This window comes from Exiguobacterium sp. BG5(2022), assembly GCF_031844365.1.
GTDB lineage: Bacteria > Bacillota > Bacilli > Exiguobacteriales > Exiguobacteriaceae > Exiguobacterium > Exiguobacterium profundum.
This window is the reverse complement of the sequence record NZ_JAUZVB010000001.1, coordinates 206,560-230,777: the sequence shown is the minus strand read 5'-3', so window position 1 is coordinate 230,777 and position 24,218 is coordinate 206,560. Positions and strand designations below refer to the sequence as shown.

The window sequence follows — 24,218 nt, the reverse complement described above, 5'->3', positions numbered from 1 at the left end:
TCCAAAACGGCGTTCCTTCCCGTTTCGGTCTTCACTGTTGATTGTAGGCAACGTGCCTCCTAAACACAATTACCCGCGACGAAAAACACGCCCCTTCAATTGCGAAGGGACGTGCCGACTTATGGTGTCGTATAGTCGTATACCGGGATATCCTTTTGCTCAAACGCCGGTTCCGGAATGTATCGGTCTGGAACGAGTTGGTCGAGGTCCGGACGATAGAAGGCATCAAGCTCGACTGTAAACTCGAGCGACTGCACTTCTTCGACCGTATTCGGTCCCGTCTCGGCAGGTCCGGTAAATTGAACCGTCCGTAACACGTGAATCCGATTCATCGACTCGATCGACTCCAAGAAGGAGACGAGCGCTTCATACGTCTCTGCTTGCAAGTTGACCGTTGAACGGACCGTCGAAGCGTTGACAGGTGCAACGTCCGTTGGTTCAGCCGGTTCATTCGTCGCACTCACATCAGCCGGATTGAACGGCTCGACCGTTTCCGGCACTTCTGACTCAGCCACAACGCCATCCGCAAATGCGATACTTGTCACATTGACACCCGCAAGAAGACTTGCCTGCGACAACGCCTCAACGACCGTGTCGAGGGCAGGAACTGTTGGAACCCGTGTCTGAAGCGTCTGAGAGTCCGCTACATCAACGGCTTTTCCTTCTTGGCGCAATAACTCCAGTTTTGTTTGTTCGAGCGAGAGGTCGCGTTCAAGCGCTTCGACCTCTCCTTGTTTGACGTAATACGTATAGCCAAAGTAAGCCGGTGCGATGATTGCGGCAAGGAGGCAAATCGCAAATAACGCGTAGATTGTCGAACGTTTCATTGACTCACCACCTCCTCATCCGTGTCCTCTTCCTCTGTCAACTCGTCTTCCACGTCTTGGAACATGAACGTAAACTCTCCGATATAGCGTGGAAGCGGATCTTCTTCTAATGAGTTTTCCTCTTCTTCTGCATCCACATCCGCTTTCAACTCCGTCGTCACACCGAGGAGTTTGACGTCGAGGAACCGCTCATCGGTCATGAGCGAGCGCTGGAATGCGTTCAAGTCTTCTAACGTCTCGAATTGAGTTCGGACGCTCATGATGGAGCCATCCGCGTAGTTATACGTCAAGACGTAGCCAGTAGGCGGCAACTGCTCAGTCAACGCGCGCAGTGCTGGGACCGCATCCTTTTCCATGTCGGTCAACGCCGTCACGGTTTGGTCGAGCGAGAGCACTTGTTGCGCTTTCGAATTCACTTGTTCGGTTTGGTAAATTTGAACGAGCTGTAACTCTTCTTCGATTCGCGTCTGTTCTGCTTTTAGTTGGTCGACCTCATAGTACAAGTATCCGGCCGCCCCTCCTCCGAGAAGAAGGGCGACGAGACCTGTCACGATCGGCCAACGGAGTGTCACGTCCGTCGAATTGATGAAGTTCGTGTCACGATCGCGCTGAAGCGTCGCCATCCCAAGGAGTGGCAACATTTGATGCGATAGAGGTGTCCCGTGAGCGATGGCGAGCGGTTGCTCGACACGCGTCACCGAGACGAGGGACTCAGCCTGAATCATACGGACGAGATCATCGACTTCCGGAACAGTTCCCGAGACGTATAACTCATCGATGGCCCGACCATCCGTCCGCAGCGAGTAACGATAGAAATCGAGGAAGCGAGCGAGTTCGTTCAACCAGTCATCCAACTGATTAGCCTTCATCTCACCGGTCCCATCATATGTATAGGTCACGACACCATCTTTCGTCCCGACTTGGTACGGGAGGTCCAGTTCAATCGAGCGGATGAAACGGATCTGCCCTTCCTCAAGGACGAGCAATTGATGTGAAAACGGCGTGATATGCCAGAGTAATGTCGATTGAAGCGGATCAATCTCCGATAAACGTATGACCCCATTGGCGACCGCGACAGAACGTGGCGTGATCTTCTTCAACGCTAGACCACGCTTTTTCATGTACGCACGGAGCGACTTCGTCAATTCAATCGAAACGGCATGCAACATAACGTCCGTCTTGACCCCGTCTTCTCCTAACACTTCGTAGTCGAACGACACGTCATCGAACGGCAAGATAATCGAACTCCCGATTTCCATGAAGAGATAGCCACGAATCTCGTCCTTCGGAATCGAAGAAGGAATCTCGACTTTCCGTGACAACACTTCGGTCTCGTCCAATGCCACCGCACACGTCATCCCGCGTCGCACTTTCAACTTGCGACAGAGTTCATCGAAAGCGAGACTGAACGCCGTCTCATCGAGAATCTTCCCTTCTCCATACGCATCTTTTGCTAACTGAACCGAGGCGCTTCGTTTGAACACCCCTTGTTTGATGACGGCCCCGTGGATGCTGAGCGCATCAAACGAAAAATACGTGACCGTCCCTTTCTCTATCCCACGACTCATGATCGTTTCCCCCTACATCAACTCAAAATACCAATCAAAAAAACTTTCACTAAACCAAAACGTCAACATCGTCCCGAGCGCAATCGACGGGACAAACGGAATCGGTTGCTTTCGCCCGATTTTTTTTGTGATCATCAACCCGATCCCGACAATTGCCCCAATCAAACTCGATAGAAACAAGGCAACGAGCACGTCACGCGGACCGAGCACAAGACCAATCATAGTAAACAATTTGACGTCCCCTGCCCCAAGTCCCCCTTTTGACACGAAAAAGACGGTCGCTAGGAGCGAAAATCCGAGCAACGCCCCCACAAGTGGCGTCCACCAAGATGCCCCTGTCAGATAGGTGAGGAGGAGTAATACCGGTGCCGTGAATTGCAAGATGACATTCGGCACGAGCATCGTCGATAAATCAGACATCGCCAAAGCGAGTAAGGTCGACAAGAAAGCGAACGCGAGAAGCGTCGTCACACTAAATGCGTAGAGTGAAAAGCTATAGCCATATCCAATGGCTCCAAGTAATTCAAAGATCGGATACGTCGGCGCGATCCGCTCGCCACACCCGTGACATCTGCCTCTTAAGGCGAGATAGCCGAAAATCGGGATGAGTTCCCACGGTGACAATTCGTGACCGCAAGACGGACAATGTGACCGCGGCGTCACAATCGATTGCTGACGTGGCACGCGGAGCCCGACGACGTTGGTGAACGATGTGATGACCGCCCCGAGGACGATGCTATATAGGAATCCAATCGATTCAATCAAGGAAGGACCCTCCTTTTGTCAGTATATGCCAAAAATAGAAAACCGGCTAGGCTGAGCGAGTGCCCAGCGCCAGCCGGCATAAACAATTTAAAGTGATGCGGAAGAAATAGCAGTTTCTGCTACAGGAGCAGCTTTAGTTCCCAAATTCTTTTCTCCATCAATATAAACCGAGTATGAATAATTACCATCTGCACCTTTTGCAACTTTTACGCCAGCTGCTGAATAACCAGATGAGCCATACGGATCTTTTAATGTTTCAATATAAGAAGAAGTGTCTACATCTTTTGGAGTAGCAGTTGCATCAGGTGTTCCAGCAAATACTAATACTGTACCATTAGCAACATCATTTGAAGCTACATACAATTTCGCCGCACTGACCATTTGTTTTGCATCAGATTTTAATGCGTCCTCTTTCGAGTTCTCGATGATTCCACCAATCGCAACGACTGCGATGGCTGCGATAATTCCTAAAATAACGACGACGACGAGTAATTCGACGAGTGTGAGCCCACGCTCATCTTTTAACTGTTTGGCATCTTGCCAAATCATTTTCAACTTCTCTACCATGATTCATTCTCCCCTTTTGCGTAATGTGCTGTGTGTAAACTAGATAAATTACTTTAGACCTAATATAGAAGTAGAACAATTTTACTATACCTTCTAAATATAGTATTGAAAAGGTATATTTTCAAAAGCTTACATATTGCTTTACTGATTCTGAATATCACCATAGATTTGGAACATCGGGACGACGATCGAGATGACGATGACCCCGACGACACTTGCCAATACGACGATGAGAAGCGGCTCGATAATCGACTTCAAACGGTCGGTTGTCGTCTCGACCTCCGTCTCATAAAACTCAGCGACTTCGTTCAACATCGAATCCAAATCACCGCTCTCTTCCCCGACGGCGATCATCTGAGTCATGAGTGCCGGGAAGTTTGCATTTCGCATGAGCGGCTCGTGAAGCGGGACCCCTTGCGCCATCATGTCACGTGCCTCCGTCAGTCCTTTACGGATGACGCGGTTCGATACGATACGTTCGGTGATTTCAATCGCCGTCAAAATCGGGACGGCCGCTTGTAGAAGGACCGCTAAACTTCGCGTTAGCAATGCAATCTGAGACTTCATCACAATCGTTCCAAAAATCGGCATCTTCAATAGCAAGCCATCGATCACGAATCGTTCCCGGTCCCGCTTCAACATCCAGGTGAAGGTGAGAACTCCAAGAATCGCGAGTCCGAGTAACAACCACCAGAAGGCCGCGATGAAATCGGAGACCGCGACGACAATGCGCGTGATGAGCGGAAGCTCACCGCCGAGTTGACCAAAGATGCTCGCAAACGTCGGGACGACGTTCACCATTAAAAAGGCGACAACGCCAATGGCGACGATGGAGACGACCAACGGATACGTGAGGGCAGAAATGACCTTCCGCTTCACATCATATTGTTTTTGAAGTTGGAGCCCGATTTGATCGAGCGCCTCCTCCAAGTTCCCGCTCGTCTCCCCGGCAAGTGCCATCGAACTAAAGAAGTTCGAAAAGACGCGTGGATGTTTTTTGATCGCCTCGGAATAGGCAATCCCTTCCTTCAAATCATCCTCGACTTGACTCAGTGCTTTCTTCAATACGTTCGACTCGGTCTGTACCCGTAAGATTGAAGTCGCACGAACAATCGGGACACCCGCCCGGATGAGCGTCGCGAACTGACGGACGTACATGATCAAGTGTTCGATTTTGACTCGTTCTGGCAGCAAGTTGACCTCTTTGTTCAGTCCAGTCGATTCGAGCTCGGCCAAGTCCGTTACGAGAATAGATTCTTGACGCAACTTTTCTTTCGCTTCCCGAAGCGAGACGGCCGTGACGCGACCTTTCTTACGCTTCCCGTTCAGGAGCTTTCCTTCATACTGAAATATCGCCATCACTCATCACCTCATCTCTTCTGTCGGGACGGCGTTCGGATTGATGATCCCTTGCCGAACAAGTTGTTCGATGGCAGCATCCATCGACTGCATCCCGTGCTGGCGACTCGTCTGGATGACGGTCGGCAACTGGAACTCTTTTTCATTTCGAATCAAGTTGGCAACAGCCGGATTCCCTAACATGATTTCCATGGCGGCGACGCGTCCTTTCGGCACATCAATCCGTGGAAATAACCGTTGACTCACGACACCGAGTAAGACGTTCGCGAGTTGTGTCCGGATTTGGTCCTGTTGCTCAGCTGGGAACGCGTCGATGATTCGACTCACCGTCGACATCGCACTCGATGTATGGAGCGTTGCCATGACGAGGTGCCCCGTCTCTGCGGCGGTCATCGCCGTCGAGATGGTCTCCAAGTCACGCATCTCCCCGAGCAGAATGACGTCAGGGTCTTGCCGTAAGGCGGCCCTTAGACCACTCACAAATTTCATGACGTCAGAGCCGATTTCCCGTTGGTCGACAATACTTTGGTCATGGGAATGTAAATACTCGATCGGATCTTCTAGCGTGATGATTCGTTTTCGCTGCGTCCGATTGATTTCATGAATCATCGCCGCGAGCGTCGTCGATTTCCCTGAACCCGTCGGACCCGTGACCAAGATGAGACCATGTGGTTTCTCAATCAGACGCTTCAGTACCGTCGGCAGATTGAGTTCGTTCAAAGTCGGGATTTCCCCGGAAATGGACCGGAACGCGATGGCAATCGTGCCTCGTTGATAATAGGCGTTGACCCGAAAACGGGAGACACGTGGAACGCCGAACGAGAAATCAAGATCTCGTTCATGCTCGAGACGTTCGCGCATATCGTCGGTCATGATTTCTTTTAAATATCCTTCGAGATGGTGCGGCAACACCTTCTCCTCGCCCATCGTAATAAGACTCCCGTCTACTCGAATGATCGGAGGAGAACCGGCTGTCAGATGAATATCCGAGGCGCGTTTCTCGACCGCATTCGTCAAGATGGTTTCGATCGATTGATTAATCATAAGCATTCTCCGTAATGACCGTTCGTAATATTTCCTCAGTCGTCGTCAAACCGGCGGCGACTTTTTCTAATCCGTCCTCAAGCAGGAATGTCGCTCCTTGTGACTTGGCATAGTCGACCATCTCAGACTCGGTAGCCTGGTTCATGATCATCCGGCGCAAGCCTTCATCAATCGGGATGACTTCGTGAATGGCGAGGCGCCCACGGTACCCTGTGAAGTTGCATGACGCACAGCCTTTACCCCGTATAATTTGGTCGATGTGTAAACCTTCAGCATCGAATAGACTACGTTCACTCTTCGATACCGGTTCGACTTGACCACAATCACGACAGACGCGTCGAACGAGTCGTTGTGCCACGAGTCCCGTCGTCGAAGCGGCGACGAGGAACGGCTCAACCCCCATATCGACGAGACGGGTGATGGAGCTGATTGCTGAATTCGTATGTAGCGTTGACAACACAAGGTGACCGGTGAGCGAGGCACGAATGGCAATCTCAGCTGTCTCCGTGTCTCGAATCTCTCCGACCATGACGATGTTCGGGTCTTGACGTAAAATCGAACGAAGCCCTGACGCGAACGTCAAGCCGACTTTCGAGTTGACCTGAACCTGGTTGATGCCGTCAAGTTGATACTCGACCGGGTCTTCTACCGTAATGATGTTTTTCGTCTCATCATTCAGTTCTTTTAACGAAGCATACAATGTCGAGGATTTCCCTGAACCGGTCGGACCGGTGATCAAGATAATTCCATTCGGACGTTTCAGCATGTCACGGTACGCCTGTTCGTTTCGTTCGCCAAATCCGAGTTTCGTCAAATCGGTCAGTCCTTGAGATGAGTCGAGGACCCGAATAACGATTTTCTCTCCATACATCGTCGGGAGCGTCGAGACGCGGAAATCATAGGCGCGATTGCGTAGCGTGTACTTGATCCGTCCATCTTGTGGCAGACGACTTTCTGTGATGTCGAGGTTACTCATGACTTTGAGACGCGTCAGCATGACGCTCTGAATCTTTTTCGGATAGACCGTCTCGGTACGCAAGTCCCCATCAATTCGAAAACGGACGTGGAGTTGCTTCTCATGTGGATCGAAATGGATGTCCGATGCACGTTGGTCGATTGCGCTTAAGAACAATTGGTTCACGAGGCGGATAATCGGTGCATCGTCTCGACTGATTGTTTCTTGTCGTTCGATTTCGGGAGCATCCTCTTTCAAAATTTCGACGAGGGAGTGGTCCATCTCGTAGTAACGACTGATTGTCTTTCGAATCTGCTCTCTCGTGGCGATTCCGATCTCGATGTTCATCCCGGTCTGAAGACGGACGTCATCAATGGCAATGAGATCGAGTGGGTCGGCCGTCGCGACATGAAGCGTATTCCCGTTTAATTCAAATGGCATGATATCGTGCTTTTGTGCCAACGCTTTCGGTACGAGCTTCGTGACCGTCACATTGATGTCGTAGGAGTACAACTCAATGATCGGCACATGCAGCTGTTCGTGAATCATTTGAATCAACTGTGTCTCGGTAATATGGTTTAGTCGAATTAAAGCATCCCCTAGTTTTTCTCCGGGACGCTTCTGTTCAAGCGCCTCATCGAGCTGACTCGTCGTAATGAGCGCAGCCTCGATGAGCATCTCACCTAATCTTCGTTTCGTTCGTCTCACGTTACTTCACCATCCTTTGAGGAGCCTCCTCCTGCTCGGTCTTGTCGTTCCGTTCTTCGACAAAGACGCTTGCAGCCACCCCTCCAATCAATGCAACGATAAGAATCACCCATGCCCACCATGTTTGAACGAGTGATTCTTCTACCATCAAATAGACGCCACCAGACAGAAGGGCAGTCCACAGGCTGATGACAAGCTTCGTTTCACGTTTTCTCGTCATCGGAACGGATAAAGCGAACAGTGTCAATGTGGCGAGTACCCAAAAGCCGAGTAAAATCAAATAGCCGATCATCCCACTGCCTCCTCTTCTGCAGGTTCTTCTAATACGGGCGGTTCTGCCTCAAATGGGTCGTCGTTCGAATCATTCGGGAACGGGTCTTCTTCCTCGTCCTCATCCGGGAATGTCGGGATGACCGGTTCGACCGGATCCGGTGGCGGAAGTGGAACGGAACTCTTCGTCACGATTTCCGGTGTCGGTGCATAAAAATCAAACCCGAGTAATTCCAACGTCTCCCCTTCTTCAGTCACAGTGACCCGGTAGAGCTTACCTGACTGTCCATCTTGACCTGACTGGGTGACCGATGAACTGCCTGACGGGAGCGAAGATGAGAAGCGCACGACTTTTTGATGCGGTACCGTCTTCACTTCTTCAACTCTCGCTTCGAAAGCGGCGTCAAACGGTTGACCGAGCAATTGAACCGTCACAGAACCCCCTTCATTCAAGACGAGGATGGCATATGATGTGTCTTCTCGGTTTTGAACAGCAAAGTTCGAGCGCTCATCTACTTTCGTGTCATAGCCTAGCTCCACCCCGGAAGGAAGTGTTTCGTGAGGCACACGTTCGAGAATGGCGAACGGTGTCGCCGCAAATAAGCGATAGAATGAAGACCCTAGTGTCGTGAGCGCTTCGTAATCTTCTCCGAACGATTTGAGACTAAAGATGTCTCCCGCTGCCATCTCGAATCCGTTCATTCGATCAAGGGCTGACTGCATAGCCGGTGTCGGGCTCACAGTGAACGAGGCGACGACTTCATTTTCTGCCGCGACTTGCTCTAATGTCACAGATGACTCCAACATCGATGCGGCATCCATCAACGCCGGGGCAATCATCGTCAGCGTGACGGGTTGACCTTCGAGATAAGGCTCGACTTTCGTTTCATCTACGGATGTCAACAGCGGATAGTCACCTGTATCTTTAATGGAGTCTAACGTATTCGATACATCGAACGTCACGACTTCTTTTCCAATCTCCATGACCGTCCCATCCATCAAATTGATTGAAAAGGGTGTCGTATTAAAATCTTTAATCGCATTATCGAGACGAACGTCCGCTTCTTCTTTCGTCATCCCTGATACGTCGACACCTGCGACCGTCGTATCTTTTTTGTATGTAGCACTCGACTCAGCAGACGCATCTAAGTAATTGACGAGTCCAATCGTCGGTAATGTCACGAGTACGACGAGTCCAATCAAAATGATAAGATGCATCCCATACCGCTTCATGTAAAATCCCCCCGTGTCTAATCCGACTTCTATTCTATATATCCGTTCAGCGTATAACTTTAGTATAATATGTATTGTACAAAAAATAACATTTAATTCAGTATTGCATACGTTATTTTCCGATTGTTTTACTTTTTTTGAATAGGAGGTCAATGTCTTGTCGCATTCCGAAAAAGGTTTTACGCTCGTCGAAGTGCTCGTCTCCATCGTTGTTCTTTCAATTGTCTCATTCTCTTTACTTTCGATTTTCAGCCAAAGTTTGAAGACGACACACGACAGCCTCAATCAAACGATTGCGAACCAAGTGGCGCAAAACACGTTACATACTTTAAATCGACGGGCCGCGTCCGTTGATGAACCTCTCGAACTGCGTCAATTGTTGAATCGGGACGGGATCAGCTCGACGTGCGACTTCTGCGAAGATACCCGAATCCATGGGGATACGTATATCGCAACCATTCAATCGCTGTCCACTTCACCCGGACATACAATTGAAGTTGAAATTTCGGTGACGACCGACCGTTTGCAAACGCCCGTCACCTTGAAAGGAGTCATTTCGAATGCGACATTGCGCGAACCGTTCCCTGAAACGGCTGTCCCGACAACTGACTGAGATGGAGAAACGTGAAGACGGCTTCACGCTCGTCGAGTTGCTCGTCACAGTCGTCGTCGCTTCGATTTTAAGTGGCGTCATTATTACGGCCTTTATCACTGGAACGCTCGGTTTTCAAATGACGAACGAGACGAGTGACCTTCGAAGCGAGGCCGACTATTTGATTGCCTCCGTGCTCTCTGACGTGAACCGGACCGAATTCGACGCCGTGACGGAAGTGGACGGCTCGTTTCAATTTTATCGATTGTCCGCTCCAGACATATCGGAAGCCGGAATGATTTATCGGGAGGCGGGATACGTCCCGACCGACTTGGTTCTCTCAGAGGATTCGTTTACGCCTTCTAATCCACAAATCACAGTCGAACGGATGACCATCCAGTTAAAAGATCCCGTGTTCGATCCGAGACGCCCGACTTACATGACCGGTGGACTCATCGAAATCGAGATGGATTTGACTCAATCAAACAATCCCGATTCTGTTACGACATTTGAAAGCTCCATCCCATTCTAAGAAAGGAGGCATCCTGATGCGAAAACGTGAAGACGGATATGTCCTCGTGCTTGTTCTCGTGACGATGGCGGCTCTCGCCGTCCTCTCGCTCGCCGCCATGCAAGTCAACTTGGCGTCGAATAAATTGACGGTCATCCGTACTGAAGATACTCAACTGAATGAAGATGCGAAAAGCGCACTTCGCCTCATCGCCGATGAGGTTCGGACCCAGTTCCCGCTTCACGGAGAAGCGGAAGTCCCGACTCATATGGAATCGGAAGCGGCATTCCAAAGCAAGGTTCAGTCGCTCATCGTCAGTGACGAACCGTTCACGGCATTGACTACGGATAGTGAGGTCCGCTATTCCATCGAGCTGAAGAAAGATGCTACGGATACCGCCATTCAGACGGCGCCGTTCACGACGATTCTCCAAGTGAACGTCACGGCATCGCGACAAGTGAATCCGGAACAACCGATGCTTACCGTTGAATACACGCAAGACTTATACTTGACGGCTCTCCCGTCCTTTTTATACTACGTCCTCGGGTCCGACCAACAGTTGGACGTGAACGGCATGCCGACGATTCAAGGAAATATCTATTCAGGTGGTCCTCTCGCTTTCATACGTCAAGCGAACTTCCAATTGGATGGTGTGGCGAAGCAGATTGAAAATGTCGATTCTAGTCGTCTTCACTTGAATGGCCGAATCGATTTAGTCGAATTGAGCGATTGCTTGAGTTGCCAGCAAGAGAACTACTTCACGGTAGGTACGGAACAAGCTGGCGAGAAGGCGGACGCCGGGGTGTCCCCGAGTCGCTTTTCTCCATTCCAATACGACTACTCAATCATCGAATTTTTAAATCGACGACTCGACACACCGCTCGCATACACAAATGACGTCGATTCAAAAATCTTTGAAGAAGGCCTGATTCGCTCGACCAATCAAGTGTTCGAACTCGAGCGCGTGCTCTCGGAAGATGGGACCTCGATTATCGAACGCCCGACTTCGTACTTACGGGCGGATGCCTACAACGCACTCACCGACCCGACCATCGTGACATTACCGGATGCCATTTCGGATCGCGCCATGTATGTCACGGAATCCATCACCGAGTCGAATGCCCCGCTTCTTTTCGACGGGGACGTCGTCATTGAATCACTCGAGAAGCTGACGATTGCACGGCCACTGATCGTACGTGGTGACTTGACCATTAAAGGGAACGTCTCCTTCAGTTCGACAGTCTACACGCTCGGTGATACGTTCATCGACCGAGCCAATATTCTTCCGATTGATGCAGACAAAGGGAACTCACTCATCCTGTTATCCAAAGGAAAGATTCTGTTGAACCGAATCAACGAGTTTGATGACACTCCGACGACGCTCCAGGCGTTCATGTATAGTGACTCGAACGAACCGACCTATGTGTATGCGGTCGGATCTATTCTCGAAGTCAACGGAGGTCTGTACAGTAAAGGACCACTCGAAGTGAACGTCTTCCGTGGGACGTTTAACGGTGGGAATGACTTAAGCCCAGCAAAGAACTTCGACCGTCAAGTTCCAGCTCACGAGGCCGAAAAGTCTCGATTAAAACTGACGTATAACGATTCCGTGTTCAATCAACTTGAAACATTACCGGTCACGAATCAACTTCAATTCTTCGTCAGTCATCCGGTTCAATTGAAATGAATTCAAAAAAATCGGCTTCCTCTCTGATTGAGAAGAAGCCGATTTTTTTAGTTCCCCATCTTTAAAATGAGGTCCGAGTTGTAGTCTTTGGCCGTCTGTTCCATCGCTTTCGTCCATTGCGCGCCGTTATCAAGAAGCAGTTGCGTCAACTCGACCTGATTGTGACGGACCGGCTGCAATAACACCGATTCGGTATCTTGAATCATATAGCCTTGTCCGAGGAGTTCTTTGACCGCATCAAGGTTCAACGAGTCGACCGCGATGCCGAGAAGTCGATCGTCTTCAACATAACGCATCGCCAGCTTCCATTGATCCGGACTGCCGTTCGCACTGAACAATGGTGTGATAACGGGAATCCCTTCCACTTCCTCGAACGGGTCAATCCCTTGCTCGAAGTATGCTTCAATCACGTCTAGAGGTGCGAGCGTCACTGCTGTGGCGAATTGCTCGGCTGTCGGCACAACTTTTTGGTCCTCTAAAACAAGTCGGACGGCCTCCCATTCTTCCCTTGCCTGTAAATCTGTCAATTCTTCTTCTGTCACCGAAGAGCGTTGACTCACTTCTTTTACTAAATCGTCACCGGATAACTGCGAGAGCTCAGGTTGGGATTGACTCCAGTACAGGAGCCCTCCCAATCCGATGACGAGAATCAATCCGGTGATGCCAATCATTATTCGCTTGCGATTCATCATTCGCCAACTTTCTGCCATTCACTTAATAACGGTCATCATCCTGTCCCGAGGCATTCGTTTGGATGATGCGTACATAAAACGTATCCTTCACGGCTTCAAACGGTTTTCCAGCCGGAAGCGTCGTGTAGACTTCCACTTTCGCCACACCAGGTTTCACAGGAATCAACTCTTTTCCTGATCCACTCACTTGAACATATTCTTCGCCGGATACAATCTCCATGCGATAGTCACGCCAAGTCGAAGTCGTAGGCCAGTACTCAAGGAGAGGTAGTCGTGGTGCCGTCCCTTCACCAATATTGATTGTCATGTCTTTTGACATCAATTGGTTCGGATATTCGTTGACACGGACAATCGACGTGTTCGAACGAATGTTTCGTAACGCACTGTCATCGAATGTCGTCTGAATTGGAATGTCAGTCACGACACCATTATTTCCGTAACCATGGTTGGCACGTAATTCATATCCTGTCGCACTTTGTGTCACCGTCAAAGCAGATGGGATGGACCCGATTCGTTCAAACGGAATGGATACGGTTGGTGTTGAGGTCACTTGAATCGAGGCGACTTCGTTCACGCGTTTTTCTTCATCCAAACTATCCCATACCCAAAGGTCGAGTTGGCTCGGCGTTTGGCTCAAGGATGGTGCCTTGACTTGGATGCTAAAGACGGTGCTCGGAGTAGCGATATTCAAGCCACCGAAGAGGTCACCGACATCCACAGTCGCCTTAAACTGAGTCGTACCCGGTTTCAGTCCAATGATGTTCAAGTTGTTGCCAACTTGTTCAAACTTCACACTATCCCCAGATTCGACGACATAGCGAACCGACTTGTATTGAGCTGTTTCGGGCATGATTTTTGGTGTGACCGTAGTCGTTTGACCGACATACAACTCTTTCGACTGAATAGTAAGTTGCTCAGGCGGACTGATTACATTGACTTTCGACTCCGCTACGACAAGGGGTCTCTTATCGCCCGGATCGATTGTCAATCGCAACTTCGCAGTTCCTGTTTTCAAACCGGTCACAATCGCATTGTTCCCTTGCGTGACGAGTCTCGCGACACCGCTCGCATCGACGATTTCCCACTTCAAGCTACTCCATTTCGGGTTCGTAAAGGTGTTTCCTTTCGCATCCGTGATGGTCGGACTCACAATTTGCTGTGCCCCAATTTGTAAGGTGACGTCAGGAATCTTCGCTTCATACGCATACGGCGCCCCGATATTGATCAGCAAGTCTGGGAACGATGATTGAACCTCTAATTCCTTATCCCAGTCGTTGAGTTTATCTAAAATGTGATCTTGCTTCTTCGAATACTCAATTAACGTCGTTAATTGGTTATCCGCTTTTTTCAACTGGATGAGTGAGGCAGAAGGCTCGATGGCTCGGACGACTACTTCAAACTTCACGGTCCGGTCTCCACTATCGTTCGGGAGGAAAATGTTCGTGTCCCCATTTCGTTCATAGTACAAGTCCGGCTTCAACTGTAACTTGATTTCATTCGGCTTCGTGACAGGATATTCATTTCCGTTCGTGTCACGAATCGCCACGACTTCGAGTTGACTTGGCAGTTTTTCTGAGAAAGAGGTTGAATCCACTCGTAAAAACTTATCGCCCAACTGATTCGGCAATCGATCGAAACGTTCCGGATATTGAACTTGATAGTGAATCGTTCCCGTTTCGTACAAGTTGATTGTCGACGGGTCAATCGAACGGGACACTTGAATCAAGTCGGAAACATTCTCCGCACGTTTGACGTTGATGGTGAACGTATCGATCACCTTCGCATTCCGTTGATCGGACGTCTCGATTTTCACTTCAATCGGCCGATCTGCGACAACATCCGCTGCCGGAATCGTAAACTCTTTAACTTCGTAGTTGCGTAAGTTATCGAATGCGACCTGTTTACCGTTATACGTGATTGTTGAATTGAGGAACAAGTCTTGGAAGTCATAATCGCTCGGCCGCCACATCAATTTGACATCTTGTCCCGCAGTCACTTCTACAGACCCGGCTTTTAAATCAGCAGAAGTATAGGACTGGTTTGAATCACTGACGGACTCAATCACGTTGTAAGGTTTATGATTCGCTCCGATAAAGGCGCGATACATCGTATTGATGAAGATTTTCTTCTCATCTTCTACCGAAAACTTGTTTGTGTGCCCAGCACCGGAGTAGGTGAAATTGTTTTTTGTATACGTATAGTAATGGTTGTTTGCATCTCCATATACACGATTTCCACCTGTTGAATACAGGTTGTACCAAGGCGTCACATCCGGATCATTCAAATCGAGAGTGAAATATTGGTTATGGGTATTTGAGATATTTTTAATCGAATCGTCGAGGCGATACGGATAAGAAGTGAAAATCCCATCCTGTACCTTGACTGCCTTATTGGTTGTTTCAGGAGCACCAAATCCCATGTTCGTGTACATTTTTTGCCCTGAGATATTCAGTGAAGGATTGGCATTCACAAATTGACGTTCCCACTCGGACGTAGGCGATGATGAACTATTCGTACGGAAAATCGTATCGTGCGTCAACATGACGCCTTGTCCTGTTTCACTGAAACGTTTGACTTTCGCAGTGGCCGCAACATTCATGCTTCCATAAACGTTGTACGAATCTTGGAAACCAAAGATCAGCATATCGTAGTCGTTATTGAGTAATGCCTGATCATAAGTACCACCCTCAAACTGACTCGTTGTACCGTCCGTTAAATTGAATTCATAATTCCCAGACGGGTCTACTAACATATTAGATAAATAGCTTGAAATTCTTCCGTTCGTGCCGGTTCCTGCAGTGAGCTGTAAGATGTTCGCTTTCACTTTTTCATCGAGGTAAAGAATACTCCCCTTACGATAATCCGCTCGACCTGTCAACGAATCCTTGACGACGAGCATCCAGTTCTTCGGTCCGCTAAACGTCGGACGCGATAATGTGAAATTGAGCGTTCCCGATTCTTTTGCCTGTTGCTCAATGACTTTTTCATCCGCATCAAATCGATCGTTATGGTCGTAATCGATATACAATTCTACGAATGCCGAAGGAGTTGGTGGTTGCGATAAAGTATAGGCAAAGTTGATTGGATGACGGACACCATCTTTTACTTGAATCGTCTGATTGCTAATCGACTGATTGTTGTACTTCACTTCAGTTGATTGAAATCTCGGACGGGAAATGGTGAGTTGATTCAACTGCTGCGCCATCTCACGATCGACATTCTGTTGATCATTTCGATTAAAGACTTTCACGTTCGCATAATCACGTTGATAGGCTGCCAAGCGTTTTAACTGTGTATCGCCGTTCGCAGCATCCTCATGCATCAGAAGCGGCAAGCCGACACGGACAACTGTATTGAATAGTTCCGTAGCTTTCAATTCTGTCAAATCGTTCAATTGATTTGTCGTGTCATGATTTTTCGAGTTGACGACAAGCGTCCCATTTTTATATTTCTCAGTTAAAGGACTGCTCCCAATCATGACCGCATCGAATGCACCTGTCATCGGAAAACGGGATGCGTTAAATTGTTTAATTGTCATGAATTGCGCATTCACTTTTGCAGTATTTACATTCAGTGAAGCACGATACGAATTCACCGCATTATTGTATTCAGTCACTGAAAGTACTTTCGAAGCAGTAAAAGCATCACGAAGAATCAACACGTTTAAAATCGGTTGATTGGTCTCCGCAACTACTCTCTGTGGAATAATGGATATGATTAATACGAGAACCGCTATGTATTGCATGAGTTTACGCAATGAATAGTCCTCCCTATTTTTAGTCTTCACTACTAATTATCCCACCCACTTGAAAAAATATACATCTATTTCTTTGACATCAGGTAAATGTTTTAGCTTAGGAAACGTCTCACTTCACTGATGAAATAAAGAGACCCGGTCACAATCAACGTCTCGCTTGTCGGCGACTCGACCCAATTCTGTAGCCATGCTTTCCATTCGACAAAGCGCGCCCCATCTTTCTCTAGTTGTGCTTTCGTTCTAGCACGCGGAAAGTCAAATGTCGTTTCGTAAACGTCTCCAATTTCTTGAAGCGCGTGAATCATCTTGTTACGGTCTTTATCTTCTAAAATCGCCGTCAACACTGTCACGTCTGTCTCATATTTGGCTTGTAAAACCAAGGCTTCGATGCCTTCCGGATTATGTGCCCCGTCTAAAATGATACGCGGTCGTTTGGAGACGAGCTCATACCGCCCCGGATGTTGTGCTCGCTCGAGCCCTTTTTGGATGGCGTCATCGCGCCAACCGAGGTGACGCGCCACCGCCACGGCACACGCCCCGTTATACGCTTGATGATGTCCTGTCAATCCGAGCACGACAGATGGCATATTCTCATACGTCACAACTGTGTCTGCCCCGTCCACAATTTTCTTCACGAGTGGACGAACATCATGAATGGAAGAACCTACATCGTCCCCTTTTTGATGCAACAACTCAACCAATCGTTCCTCACCAATACTATGAAACATCGGGACATCGCGTTTCATGATGCCGTATTTCTCTTGTGCAATCTCTTCAAGCGTATCGCCGAGAATGCCTTGATGGTCATGTCCAATTGACGTGACAATGGTCGCAAGTGGATGCGTCAACACATTGGTCGAATCAAGTCGTCCCCCGAGACCGACTTCCCAAATGATCAAGTCAGGACGTGTGTCATCAAAATAGCACCATGCCATCATCGTCAATAGCTCAAACTCCGTCAGCGTCTCTGGCGCCTCGTCCGCACGAGCTTTGACACGGTTCGCCACGTCGATGAGCGCGTCTTCAGGAATCGGTTCCCCGTTCAACATGATCCGCTCCTCGAACTGAATGATATAAGGGGAGGTGAATGTGCCGACAGATAAGCCGTTCTCCATCGCCATCGCCCGTAAAAACGCGACGGTCGACCCTTTTCCGTTCGTCCCGGCCACATGGATGGATCGGCGTTCTTCTAACCCTAATTGCTCAATCATCCAGCTCATCCGCTCAAGACCCGGTTTGATCCCGAAGCGAAGCTGTCCACTCAACCAATCGAATACATCTTGTCTCGTCTTCATCTTCCACACTCCTACTGTTTACACTTCTGTTTCATCTTATCAAAATTCACGACAGCCGTTATGGAAAACAGTCTGTGCTATACTCGAAGCGAAGAAGGAGGCATGCGCCATGACAACTGACTGGAACTTCGAGGCGACGTACCTCGAACTACGTGACATCTTTTACGACCGCGGACCCATCCATCCGGTCGACAATCCGACACTCGTCTTGTTTAACGATGCATTAGCCGCTTCGCTCGGCCTTGATGCGCAAAGTCTCAAACAAGATATCGATTTACTTGCCGGCAATCGTCAAACAGAGACGTCTTTCTCACAAGCATACGCTGGACACCAATTCGGCAACTTGACGATGCTCGGGGACGGACGCGCCCTCATGCTCGGGGAACATGTGACTCCGAACAAGAAGCGTGTCGATGTGCAACTGAAGGGATCCGGACCGACGGAGTATTCTAGAGGTGGCGACGGACGAGCCGCACTCGGGCCGATGGTACGCGAGTTCATCATCAGCGAAGCGATGCACGCCCTCGGCATTCCGACGAACCGGGCGCTCGCCGTCGTTCAGACAGGGGAGGCCATCATGCGTCAAGGTCCGAAGCATGGAGCGATCCTGACTCGGGTCGCCTCAAGTCATCTTCGTGTCGGAACATTCCAATTCGCAGCAGGCGCCGGCTCCATCGATGACGTCATCGCTCTTACTGAAGTAGCAATCAAACGACACGATCCAGACTTGATCGATGCAACGAATCGCTATGAACAATTCCTCGGACGCGTCGTCGAAAGACAGGCGAGACTGATTGCCAACTGGCAACTCATCGGGTTCATTCATGGGGTGATGAATACGGACAATATGTTCATCAGCGGAGAAGGTCTAGATTACGGACCATGCGCGTTCATGGACACGTATCATCCGGAGACGGTCTTCAGCTCGATCGACCGAGAGGGACGTTACGCCTATGCGAATCAACCATATATCGGGTCTTGGAACCTCGCCCGACTGGCGGAGACGTTGCTGCCGCTACTTGGCGAAACGAAAGAAGAAGCGGTTGATGTGGCGAACAAGCAACTCACCCGTTATACCGAGTTGTATAAAGAAGCGTACTTTACCGGACTCGCACATAAGATTGGCTTATTCGTTCGAAAAGATGGTGACGATGAGCTAGCGGATGAACTGCTCCGCTTGATGATGGAGACGGAGGCAGATTATACGAATACGTTCCGCTCGCTGACGCTTGGTGAGATTGAATCTCTCCCATTCTCAACCCGGGAAAATGGGAAGGCGTGGATTGACGCTTGGCAGAAACGTTTGAGTGAGCAAGGTCTCCCGGACGAGGACGTCAGTCGAATCATGCGCCAATATAACCCGGCCGTCATTCCCCGAAATCATCATGTCGAAAAAGCGATTCAAGCAGCAGAACGCGGTGACTTCGGTCCGACCGAGGCGTTACTCACCATTTTGCGTGACCCATATAACTACGACAAACCGGCTGAATATGTATCGGCAGGTCCACCACGAATGTATCCGTATCAAACGTTTTGTGGCACGTGATGAAACAATCCCTCGAACACTTCAATCTGTTCGAGGGATTGTTTTACATTACATTTTAATTCAAAGACCAAAATGAATCATATCTTTCCCTTCATCTCGCGCCTTGATAATTTTTATAATCAGCTGCCCCAATTCCGAAGTTGCCTGATTGTTCATTCTATTCAACACAACTTCAAAAAAGAATGATAAAGATGCATGCGGAATCAATGTAATGCCGCACTCATCCAATCCATGGCCAGGACAATGATATGAGTGAAAGAATGTGCGCATGTCACTTAACTGTTCAATCCATTGCTCCACTTCTTCCCCATCCACCACAACACATCCGTATCTTTCCGGCATATACTGCACATGAAGCTCTTCCCCATGAATGGAATCGATTATTCCAAATTCGTGATAATAAGACACAATACTCCCCCCATATCTTTATATACCAAAATGAACTACATCCTTTCCTTCGCGTTGAGCTGAGAGAATGAGGGTTGCCAAGTCATTCAACTCCTCGGCATGAATGAAAGATTGTGATTCTATGACAATCTCATAAAGATGTGGCAAAGATTCGTTTGGGATAATGGTTATGCCGTGATAACACAATCCAAACCGAAAGCGATTGTATGAATGATAGTAGGTACGTACAATCGAACACGCCTCCATCAATTCCTGGATCAATTCGTCATGAACCTTCGTATATGTAGGATGATTTGATACGTAGACTGGTAAATCTAACTCTCGATGCCATGTATCGAATTCATGGATTGGCAAAATATATGACGTCCTTCCATCGTTTTTTCTGCTCCAATTTGAATTTGAAAAATGCTTTCTTTATTTCCTACTAAATGGACTTATAATAGCCTGTCCCTGTTCCATCAAAGCCCATCTTTTTGTAGAATACGTGTGAACCCGTTCGTCGATTTCCTGTATTGACCGCTATTTTCATTATGCCATGTTGATGTGCCCAATCTTGAACATGATTCACTAAAGAAGCCCCGACCCCATTTTTTTGATGAGATGCCTTCACTACAAGAGCAATGATTCGAATGTAGGATGCATCTACTTCATAAGACACTCCTCTAAAAAAACCAATCATCCCTACAATTTCTTGATTTTCCACCGCTACAAATGTGTGATAATTCGAATCTTGTTGAATATTCATCAAACGGATTGCCATCTGCTTTTCTGTAGTCGGGTATCCCAACTCTCCCATTAATTCTGACAGTGCAGCTACATCATTCATTTCAGCAGTACGAATTCGTAGAATCATTTCCTTTCGATTGAGCAACAGGCCCCCTCCTTTTCATCGGTTCTATAAGTGTGCGTGTTCATCTTTACTCCGGATCATGAAACGGAAACGATACGGACGAAGGTTCCGGTAGCGAGTCAGTGAGTACCAATAACTCTTCTTCTGAGATATTTCCTGTCACGATAATCAGTCTTCCTTGTGATAAATAGTATAAACCGTTCCCATATGATTGTTCCAAAACATACGGTTCTGGCTGTTCCGACATCTCCCCTTCTACTTCAGTGAAAGAATCCGTCACAATGATACTGATGAGGCGTGTCTCGTCATATAACGTCCAAAGCTTCACCGACCAATCGCTACCTGAATAATCCGTACTGATGGCCTCCATCTCTTTATTAGGAAGATCTAATCCGTGAACGAACGCTGATGATGTTTCTGGAATCCCGAAACGTTGCATTCCACGCTGCGCCCACTCATTTCTCACATCGTAAATGAATACGCCAAACGGGTTCTCACGGTCAGGGACGGTCATCGCAACTAAACCAATTCCTCCGACCATCGTCTCCGTTAAAATGTGATCTTTCGATAAATGTCTCGTCGACCCATCTTCATATTGAAGGGTCGTTTGTGCCACAACGGCATCTGAAATCTGTTTCGTTCCTGCTGGCACTTCAACAATCGTCGTCCCCGTCACTTCTACGTCTGGAAATTGGGATTCATCAATCACTCTCTCCTTCTCGATCTCTTCCACATCCATCACATCCACTGTTTCGATAGATTTCGTCTCTTTTGGTGTCATACACCCCGCTAGTCCCAACACAAGAACACATATTACCCCGATTCGCTTCATCTCATATCCCCTTTTCTACGCCCATCTCTCCAAATTCTACCAAAACACAAAAAAACCTTCTTCAGAGAATCAATCTCCAAAGAAGGTGTGAGTCTTACTTACGCAACTCTTCCAAACGGGCGCGGACCGCGTCACGCTTGTCGAGGTAGTCTTTTTCTTTTGCTTTCTCTTCGTCGATGACGTGAGCCGGCGCCTTGGCGATGAAGCCTTGGTTTCCGAGTTTCTTCTGCACGCGCTCGACTTCTTTCTCATACTTCGCCACTTCTTTTTCAAGACGAGCGATTTCTTCTTCGAAGTTGATGAGGTCTGCGAGCGGGATGAAGAGCTCCGCTCCCGTCATGATCGCGGACATCGACTTGTCCGGAGCCGTGAGACCACGTCCGATCTCAAGCTCTGTCGCATTCGTGAACTTGCCGATCGTCATTTCGTTCGCGCTCAAGTAACCTTGTGTCGCATCATCACTCGTCGAGATGAAGAGCTGGATCGGTTTCGACATCGGTGCGTTCACTTCGGCACGGATGTTACGAACCGAGCGGATGACGTTCATCACAGCTTCAAACGCTGGAACCGAGTCTGCGAAATGAAGATCGTCACGACGCGTCGGGTAGCTTGCACGAACGATTGAATCGCCTTCGTGCGGCAAGTGTTGCCAAATTTCTTCTGTGAGGAACGGCATGAACGGGTGCATGAGACGCATGATCGAATCGAGCGTATGCGCGAGGACCGAACGTGTCGTGTGCTTCGCCGCTTCATCCTCACCATAGAGCGTGAGTTTCGCCATCTCGATGTACCAGTTACAGAACTCTTCCCAGATGAAGTTGTACAAGTAACGACCAGCTTCACCGAACTCGTACTTGTCGACGAGGCGTGTCACTTGGTCAATCGTGTCGTTCAAGCGTGTCAAGATCCACTTATCGGCAAGCGTCTTCTCGCCCGTGAGGTCGATGTCTTCGACTTTGAGCCCATCCATGTTCATGAGCGCGAAACGACTTGCGTTCCAAATCTTGTTCGCAAAGTTCCATGTCGACTCGATCTTCTCCCAATAGAAACGAAGGTCGTTCCCTGGTGTCGAACCTGTGAGGAGGAACCAACGGAGTGAATCCGCTCCGTATTGGTCGATAACTTCCATCGGGTCAACGCCGTTACCGAGAGATTTCGACATCTTGCGTCCTTCCGAGTCACGGATGAGACCGTGGATGAGGACATCGTTGAACGGTTGCTTCCCTGTGAACTCGAGTGATTGGAAGATCATACGCGATACCCAGAAGAAGATGATGTCGTATCCCGTGACGAGCGCGCTCGTCGGGAAGTAACGGTTGAAGTCCGGTGCGTCCGTATCCGGCCAGCCCATCGTTGAGAACGGCCAGAGTGCTGACGAGAACCATGTGTCAAGAACGTCTTCGTCTTGTGTCCAGTTCTCACTGTCCGCTGGCGCCTCTTTCCCTACATATACTTCACCTGTCTCGTTATGGTACCAAGCCGGGATGCGGTGGCCCCACCAAAGTTGGCGGCTGATACACCAGTCGCGGATGTTCTCCATCCAACGGAGGTATGTGCCTTCGAAGCGCTCTGGGACGAAGTTGACTTTCGTATCGTCGTTCCCTTGTGCTTCAAGTGCTGCTTTCGAGAGTGGCTCCATATCAACAAACCATTGTTTCGAAAGATATGGTTCGATGACCGCGCCAGAACGTTCCGAATGACCGACCGAGTGCGTGTGCGGCTCAATCTTCACGAGTGTGCCGTCCGCCTCAAGGTCTTTGACGAGTTGCTTGCGGCATTCGAAGCGGTCGAGCCCTTCGTACTTACCAGCATTCTCGTTCATCTTCCCGCCTTCATCCATGACGAGGATGCGTGGAAGCTCGTGGCGGTTTCCGATTTCAAAGTCGTTCGGGTCGTGTGCTGGCGTGATCTTCACGCAACCTGTACCGAACTCCATGTCGACATAGTCGTCGGCAACGATCGGGATTTCACGGTTCATGACTGGAAGCATGATCGTCTTGCCGATGAGGTGTGTGTAACGCTCATCTTTCGGGTTGACGGCAACCGCCGTATCACCGAGCATCGTCTCGGGACGTGTCGTCGCGATCTCGATGTGACCCGAACCGTCAGCGAGTGGGTATTTCATGTGATAGAATGCACCCTCGACTTCTTGGTAAATGACCTCGATATCTGAAACGGCCGTCTTTTGAGCCGGGTCCCAGTTGACGATGTATTCGCCACGGTAAATCAAGCCTTTTTCATAAAGACGGACGAATACTTCTTGAACGGCTTTTGAGAGCCCTTCGTCGAGTGTGAAGCGCTCACGCGAGTAGTCGAGACCGAGACCAAGTTTTGACCATTGGTCGCGAATCGTCTTCGCGTACTCGTCTTTCCATTCCCACGTCTTCTCGAGGAACTTTTCACGTCCGAGGTCGTAACGCATGACGCCTTCTTCACGGAGCTTTTGCTCGACTTTCGCTTGTGTCGCAATCCCGGCGTGGTCCATCCCTGGGAGCCAGAGCACGTCATAGCCTTGCATACGCTTGAGGCGTGTCAATAAATCTTGGAGCGTCGTATCCCAGGCGTGACCGAGGTGAAGTTTCCCGGTAACGTTCGGTGGTGGGATGACAATCGTGTACGGTTGTTTCGAATCGTCCTCGTCTGCTTTAAATACATCGTTCTCTAACCAGTAGTCGTACCATTTTGACTCCGTCGCACTTGGGTCGTACTTCGTCGGCATGGTGATTTCATTTGTCTCATGGGCCATGTGTAG

The 24,218-nt window shown here is 49.0% G+C and carries 20 protein-coding genes; 4 read left to right on the top strand and 16 right to left on the bottom strand.

What is annotated here, in order from left to right:
• Nucleotides 1-119: 119 nt before the first annotated feature.
• The 9 genes from Q9R25_RS01175 to Q9R25_RS01135 form a co-directional block, all read right to left on the bottom strand.
• The gene (locus tag Q9R25_RS01175; protein WP_074037502.1) at nt 120-827 is read right to left on the bottom strand and encodes a hypothetical protein; all 708 of its coding nucleotides are present in this window, start codon (nt 825-827) and stop codon (nt 120-122) included.
• A complete protein-coding gene (gene pilM / locus Q9R25_RS01170) occupies nt 824-2,395 on the bottom strand; it encodes a pilus assembly protein PilM (RefSeq protein ID WP_159561982.1) in 1,572 nt (523 codons plus the stop codon). The genes Q9R25_RS01175 and pilM overlap by 4 nt, the downstream gene beginning before the upstream one ends.
• A gap of 12 nt (nt 2,396-2,407) precedes the next feature.
• Nucleotides 2,408-3,160 (bottom strand): prepilin peptidase, encoded by a 753-nt coding sequence (locus Q9R25_RS01165; RefSeq protein ID WP_311282711.1) that lies wholly within the window; start codon nt 3,158-3,160, stop codon nt 2,408-2,410.
• Between the two features lie 87 nt (nt 3,161-3,247).
• Nucleotides 3,248-3,727, bottom strand: coding sequence for a prepilin-type N-terminal cleavage/methylation domain-containing protein (locus tag Q9R25_RS01160; protein ID WP_214782628.1), 480 nt, complete (start codon nt 3,725-3,727; stop codon nt 3,248-3,250).
• A 141-nt stretch (nt 3,728-3,868) separates the two neighbouring features.
• Complete coding sequence (locus Q9R25_RS01155) at nt 3,869-5,086, bottom strand: type II secretion system F family protein (RefSeq protein WP_159561979.1); 1,218 nt, start codon at nt 5,084-5,086, stop codon at nt 3,869-3,871.
• A 6-nt stretch (nt 5,087-5,092) separates the two neighbouring features.
• Nucleotides 5,093-6,130 (bottom strand): type IV pilus twitching motility protein PilT, encoded by a 1,038-nt coding sequence (locus Q9R25_RS01150; protein WP_031421415.1) that lies wholly within the window; start codon nt 6,128-6,130, stop codon nt 5,093-5,095.
• Nucleotides 6,123-7,793, bottom strand: coding sequence for a GspE/PulE family protein (locus tag Q9R25_RS01145; RefSeq protein ID WP_311282710.1), 1,671 nt, complete (start codon nt 7,791-7,793; stop codon nt 6,123-6,125). Before Q9R25_RS01145 ends, Q9R25_RS01150 begins: the two co-directional genes overlap by 8 nt.
• Before the next feature lies 1 nt (nt 7,794).
• Nucleotides 7,795-8,085: a hypothetical protein gene (locus Q9R25_RS01140; RefSeq protein ID WP_047795511.1), complete on the bottom strand. Its 291-nt coding sequence runs from the start codon at nt 8,083-8,085 to the stop codon at nt 7,795-7,797.
• Nucleotides 8,082-9,296, bottom strand: a complete 1,215-nt coding sequence (locus Q9R25_RS01135; RefSeq protein ID WP_214817496.1) for a G5 domain-containing protein — start codon at nt 9,294-9,296, stop codon at nt 8,082-8,084. Before Q9R25_RS01135 ends, Q9R25_RS01140 begins: the two co-directional genes overlap by 4 nt.
• Nucleotides 9,297-9,453: 157 nt before the next feature.
• On the opposite strand from Q9R25_RS01135, the gene Q9R25_RS01130 reads away from it, so the two are divergent.
• From Q9R25_RS01130 to Q9R25_RS01120, 3 genes are read left to right on the top strand one after another with little or no spacing between them, the layout of a single operon-like run.
• Nucleotides 9,454-9,909: a type IV pilus modification PilV family protein gene (locus tag Q9R25_RS01130; RefSeq protein ID WP_047795513.1), complete on the top strand. Its 456-nt coding sequence runs from the start codon at nt 9,454-9,456 to the stop codon at nt 9,907-9,909.
• On the top strand, nt 9,857-10,420 hold the full coding sequence (locus tag Q9R25_RS01125; RefSeq protein WP_235439549.1) for a prepilin-type N-terminal cleavage/methylation domain-containing protein: 564 nt from the start codon (nt 9,857-9,859) through the stop codon (nt 10,418-10,420). The genes Q9R25_RS01130 and Q9R25_RS01125 overlap by 53 nt, the downstream gene beginning before the upstream one ends.
• A 16-nt stretch (nt 10,421-10,436) precedes the next feature.
• Nucleotides 10,437-12,086, top strand: coding sequence for a hypothetical protein (locus tag Q9R25_RS01120; RefSeq protein WP_214691144.1), 1,650 nt, complete (start codon nt 10,437-10,439; stop codon nt 12,084-12,086).
• A 47-nt stretch (nt 12,087-12,133) separates the two neighbouring features.
• Here Q9R25_RS01120 and Q9R25_RS01115 read toward each other — a convergent pair whose 3' ends face one another.
• The 3 genes from Q9R25_RS01115 to Q9R25_RS01105 form a co-directional block, all read right to left on the bottom strand.
• Complete coding sequence (locus tag Q9R25_RS01115) at nt 12,134-12,778, bottom strand: hypothetical protein (protein WP_311282709.1); 645 nt, start codon at nt 12,776-12,778, stop codon at nt 12,134-12,136.
• Between the two features lie 22 nt (nt 12,779-12,800).
• Nucleotides 12,801-16,535: a DUF5057 domain-containing protein gene (locus Q9R25_RS01110; protein ID WP_311282708.1), complete on the bottom strand. Its 3,735-nt coding sequence runs from the start codon at nt 16,533-16,535 to the stop codon at nt 12,801-12,803.
• Nucleotides 16,536-16,627: 92 nt separating this feature from the next.
• A complete protein-coding gene (locus Q9R25_RS01105) occupies nt 16,628-17,830 on the bottom strand; it encodes a bifunctional folylpolyglutamate synthase/dihydrofolate synthase (RefSeq protein ID WP_214691146.1) in 1,203 nt (400 codons plus the stop codon).
• Nucleotides 17,831-17,939: 109 nt separating this feature from the next.
• On the opposite strand from Q9R25_RS01105, the gene Q9R25_RS01100 reads away from it, so the two are divergent.
• Entirely contained in the window at nt 17,940-19,376 is a 1,437-nt protein-coding gene (locus Q9R25_RS01100; RefSeq protein ID WP_311282707.1) for a protein adenylyltransferase SelO, read from the top strand.
• Nucleotides 19,377-19,436: 60 nt separating this feature from the next.
• Here the strand turns inward: Q9R25_RS01100 and Q9R25_RS01095 are convergent, their stop codons facing one another.
• The 4 genes from Q9R25_RS01095 to Q9R25_RS01080 all read right to left on the bottom strand — a co-directional run bounded on the left by Q9R25_RS01095 (nt 19,437) and on the right by Q9R25_RS01080 (nt 24,212).
• Nucleotides 19,437-19,784 carry a short-chain dehydrogenase gene (locus tag Q9R25_RS01095; RefSeq protein WP_196430421.1) on the bottom strand — a complete coding sequence of 116 codons (348 nt, stop codon included), beginning with the start codon at nt 19,782-19,784 and terminating at the stop codon, nt 19,437-19,439.
• A 424-nt stretch (nt 19,785-20,208) separates the two neighbouring features.
• Complete coding sequence (locus Q9R25_RS01090) at nt 20,209-20,655, bottom strand: GNAT family N-acetyltransferase (RefSeq protein WP_084543101.1); 447 nt, start codon at nt 20,653-20,655, stop codon at nt 20,209-20,211.
• A 46-nt stretch (nt 20,656-20,701) separates the two neighbouring features.
• Nucleotides 20,702-21,466 carry a hypothetical protein gene (locus Q9R25_RS01085; protein ID WP_074037520.1) on the bottom strand — a complete coding sequence of 255 codons (765 nt, stop codon included), beginning with the start codon at nt 21,464-21,466 and terminating at the stop codon, nt 20,702-20,704.
• Nucleotides 21,467-21,560: 94 nt separating this feature from the next.
• On the bottom strand, nt 21,561-24,212 hold the full coding sequence (locus Q9R25_RS01080; protein WP_214691148.1) for a valine--tRNA ligase: 2,652 nt from the start codon (nt 24,210-24,212) through the stop codon (nt 21,561-21,563).
• Nucleotides 24,213-24,218: the final 6 nt, after the last annotated feature.

Coding starts and splice junctions, on each gene's coding strand:
- Q9R25_RS01175 (WP_074037502.1), bottom strand. CDS start 827: ATGAAACGTTCGACAATCTACGCGTTATTTGCGATTTGCCTCCTTGCC.
- pilM (WP_159561982.1), bottom strand. CDS start 2,395: ATGAGTCGTGGGATAGAGAAAGGGACGGTCACGTATTTTTCGTTTGAT.
- Q9R25_RS01160 (WP_214782628.1), bottom strand. CDS start 3,727: ATGGTAGAGAAGTTGAAAATGATTTGGCAAGATGCCAAACAGTTAAAA.
- Q9R25_RS01155 (WP_159561979.1), bottom strand. CDS start 5,086: ATGGCGATATTTCAGTATGAAGGAAAGCTCCTGAACGGGAAGCGTAAG.
- Q9R25_RS01150 (WP_031421415.1), bottom strand. CDS start 6,130: ATGATTAATCAATCGATCGAAACCATCTTGACGAATGCGGTCGAGAAA.
- Q9R25_RS01140 (WP_047795511.1), bottom strand. CDS start 8,085: ATGATCGGCTATTTGATTTTACTCGGCTTTTGGGTACTCGCCACATTG.
- Q9R25_RS01135 (WP_214817496.1), bottom strand. CDS start 9,296: ATGAAGCGGTATGGGATGCATCTTATCATTTTGATTGGACTCGTCGTA.
- Q9R25_RS01125 (WP_235439549.1), top strand. CDS start 9,857: ATGCGACATTGCGCGAACCGTTCCCTGAAACGGCTGTCCCGACAACTG.
- Q9R25_RS01120 (WP_214691144.1), top strand. CDS start 10,437: ATGCGAAAACGTGAAGACGGATATGTCCTCGTGCTTGTTCTCGTGACG.
- Q9R25_RS01115 (WP_311282709.1), bottom strand. CDS start 12,778: ATGATGAATCGCAAGCGAATAATGATTGGCATCACCGGATTGATTCTC.
- Q9R25_RS01105 (WP_214691146.1), bottom strand. CDS start 17,830: ATGAAGACGAGACAAGATGTATTCGATTGGTTGAGTGGACAGCTTCGC.
- Q9R25_RS01100 (WP_311282707.1), top strand. CDS start 17,940: ATGACAACTGACTGGAACTTCGAGGCGACGTACCTCGAACTACGTGAC.
- Q9R25_RS01085 (WP_074037520.1), bottom strand. CDS start 21,466: ATGAAGCGAATCGGGGTAATATGTGTTCTTGTGTTGGGACTAGCGGGG.
- Q9R25_RS01080 (WP_214691148.1), bottom strand. CDS start 24,212: ATGGCCCATGAGACAAATGAAATCACCATGCCGACGAAGTACGACCCA.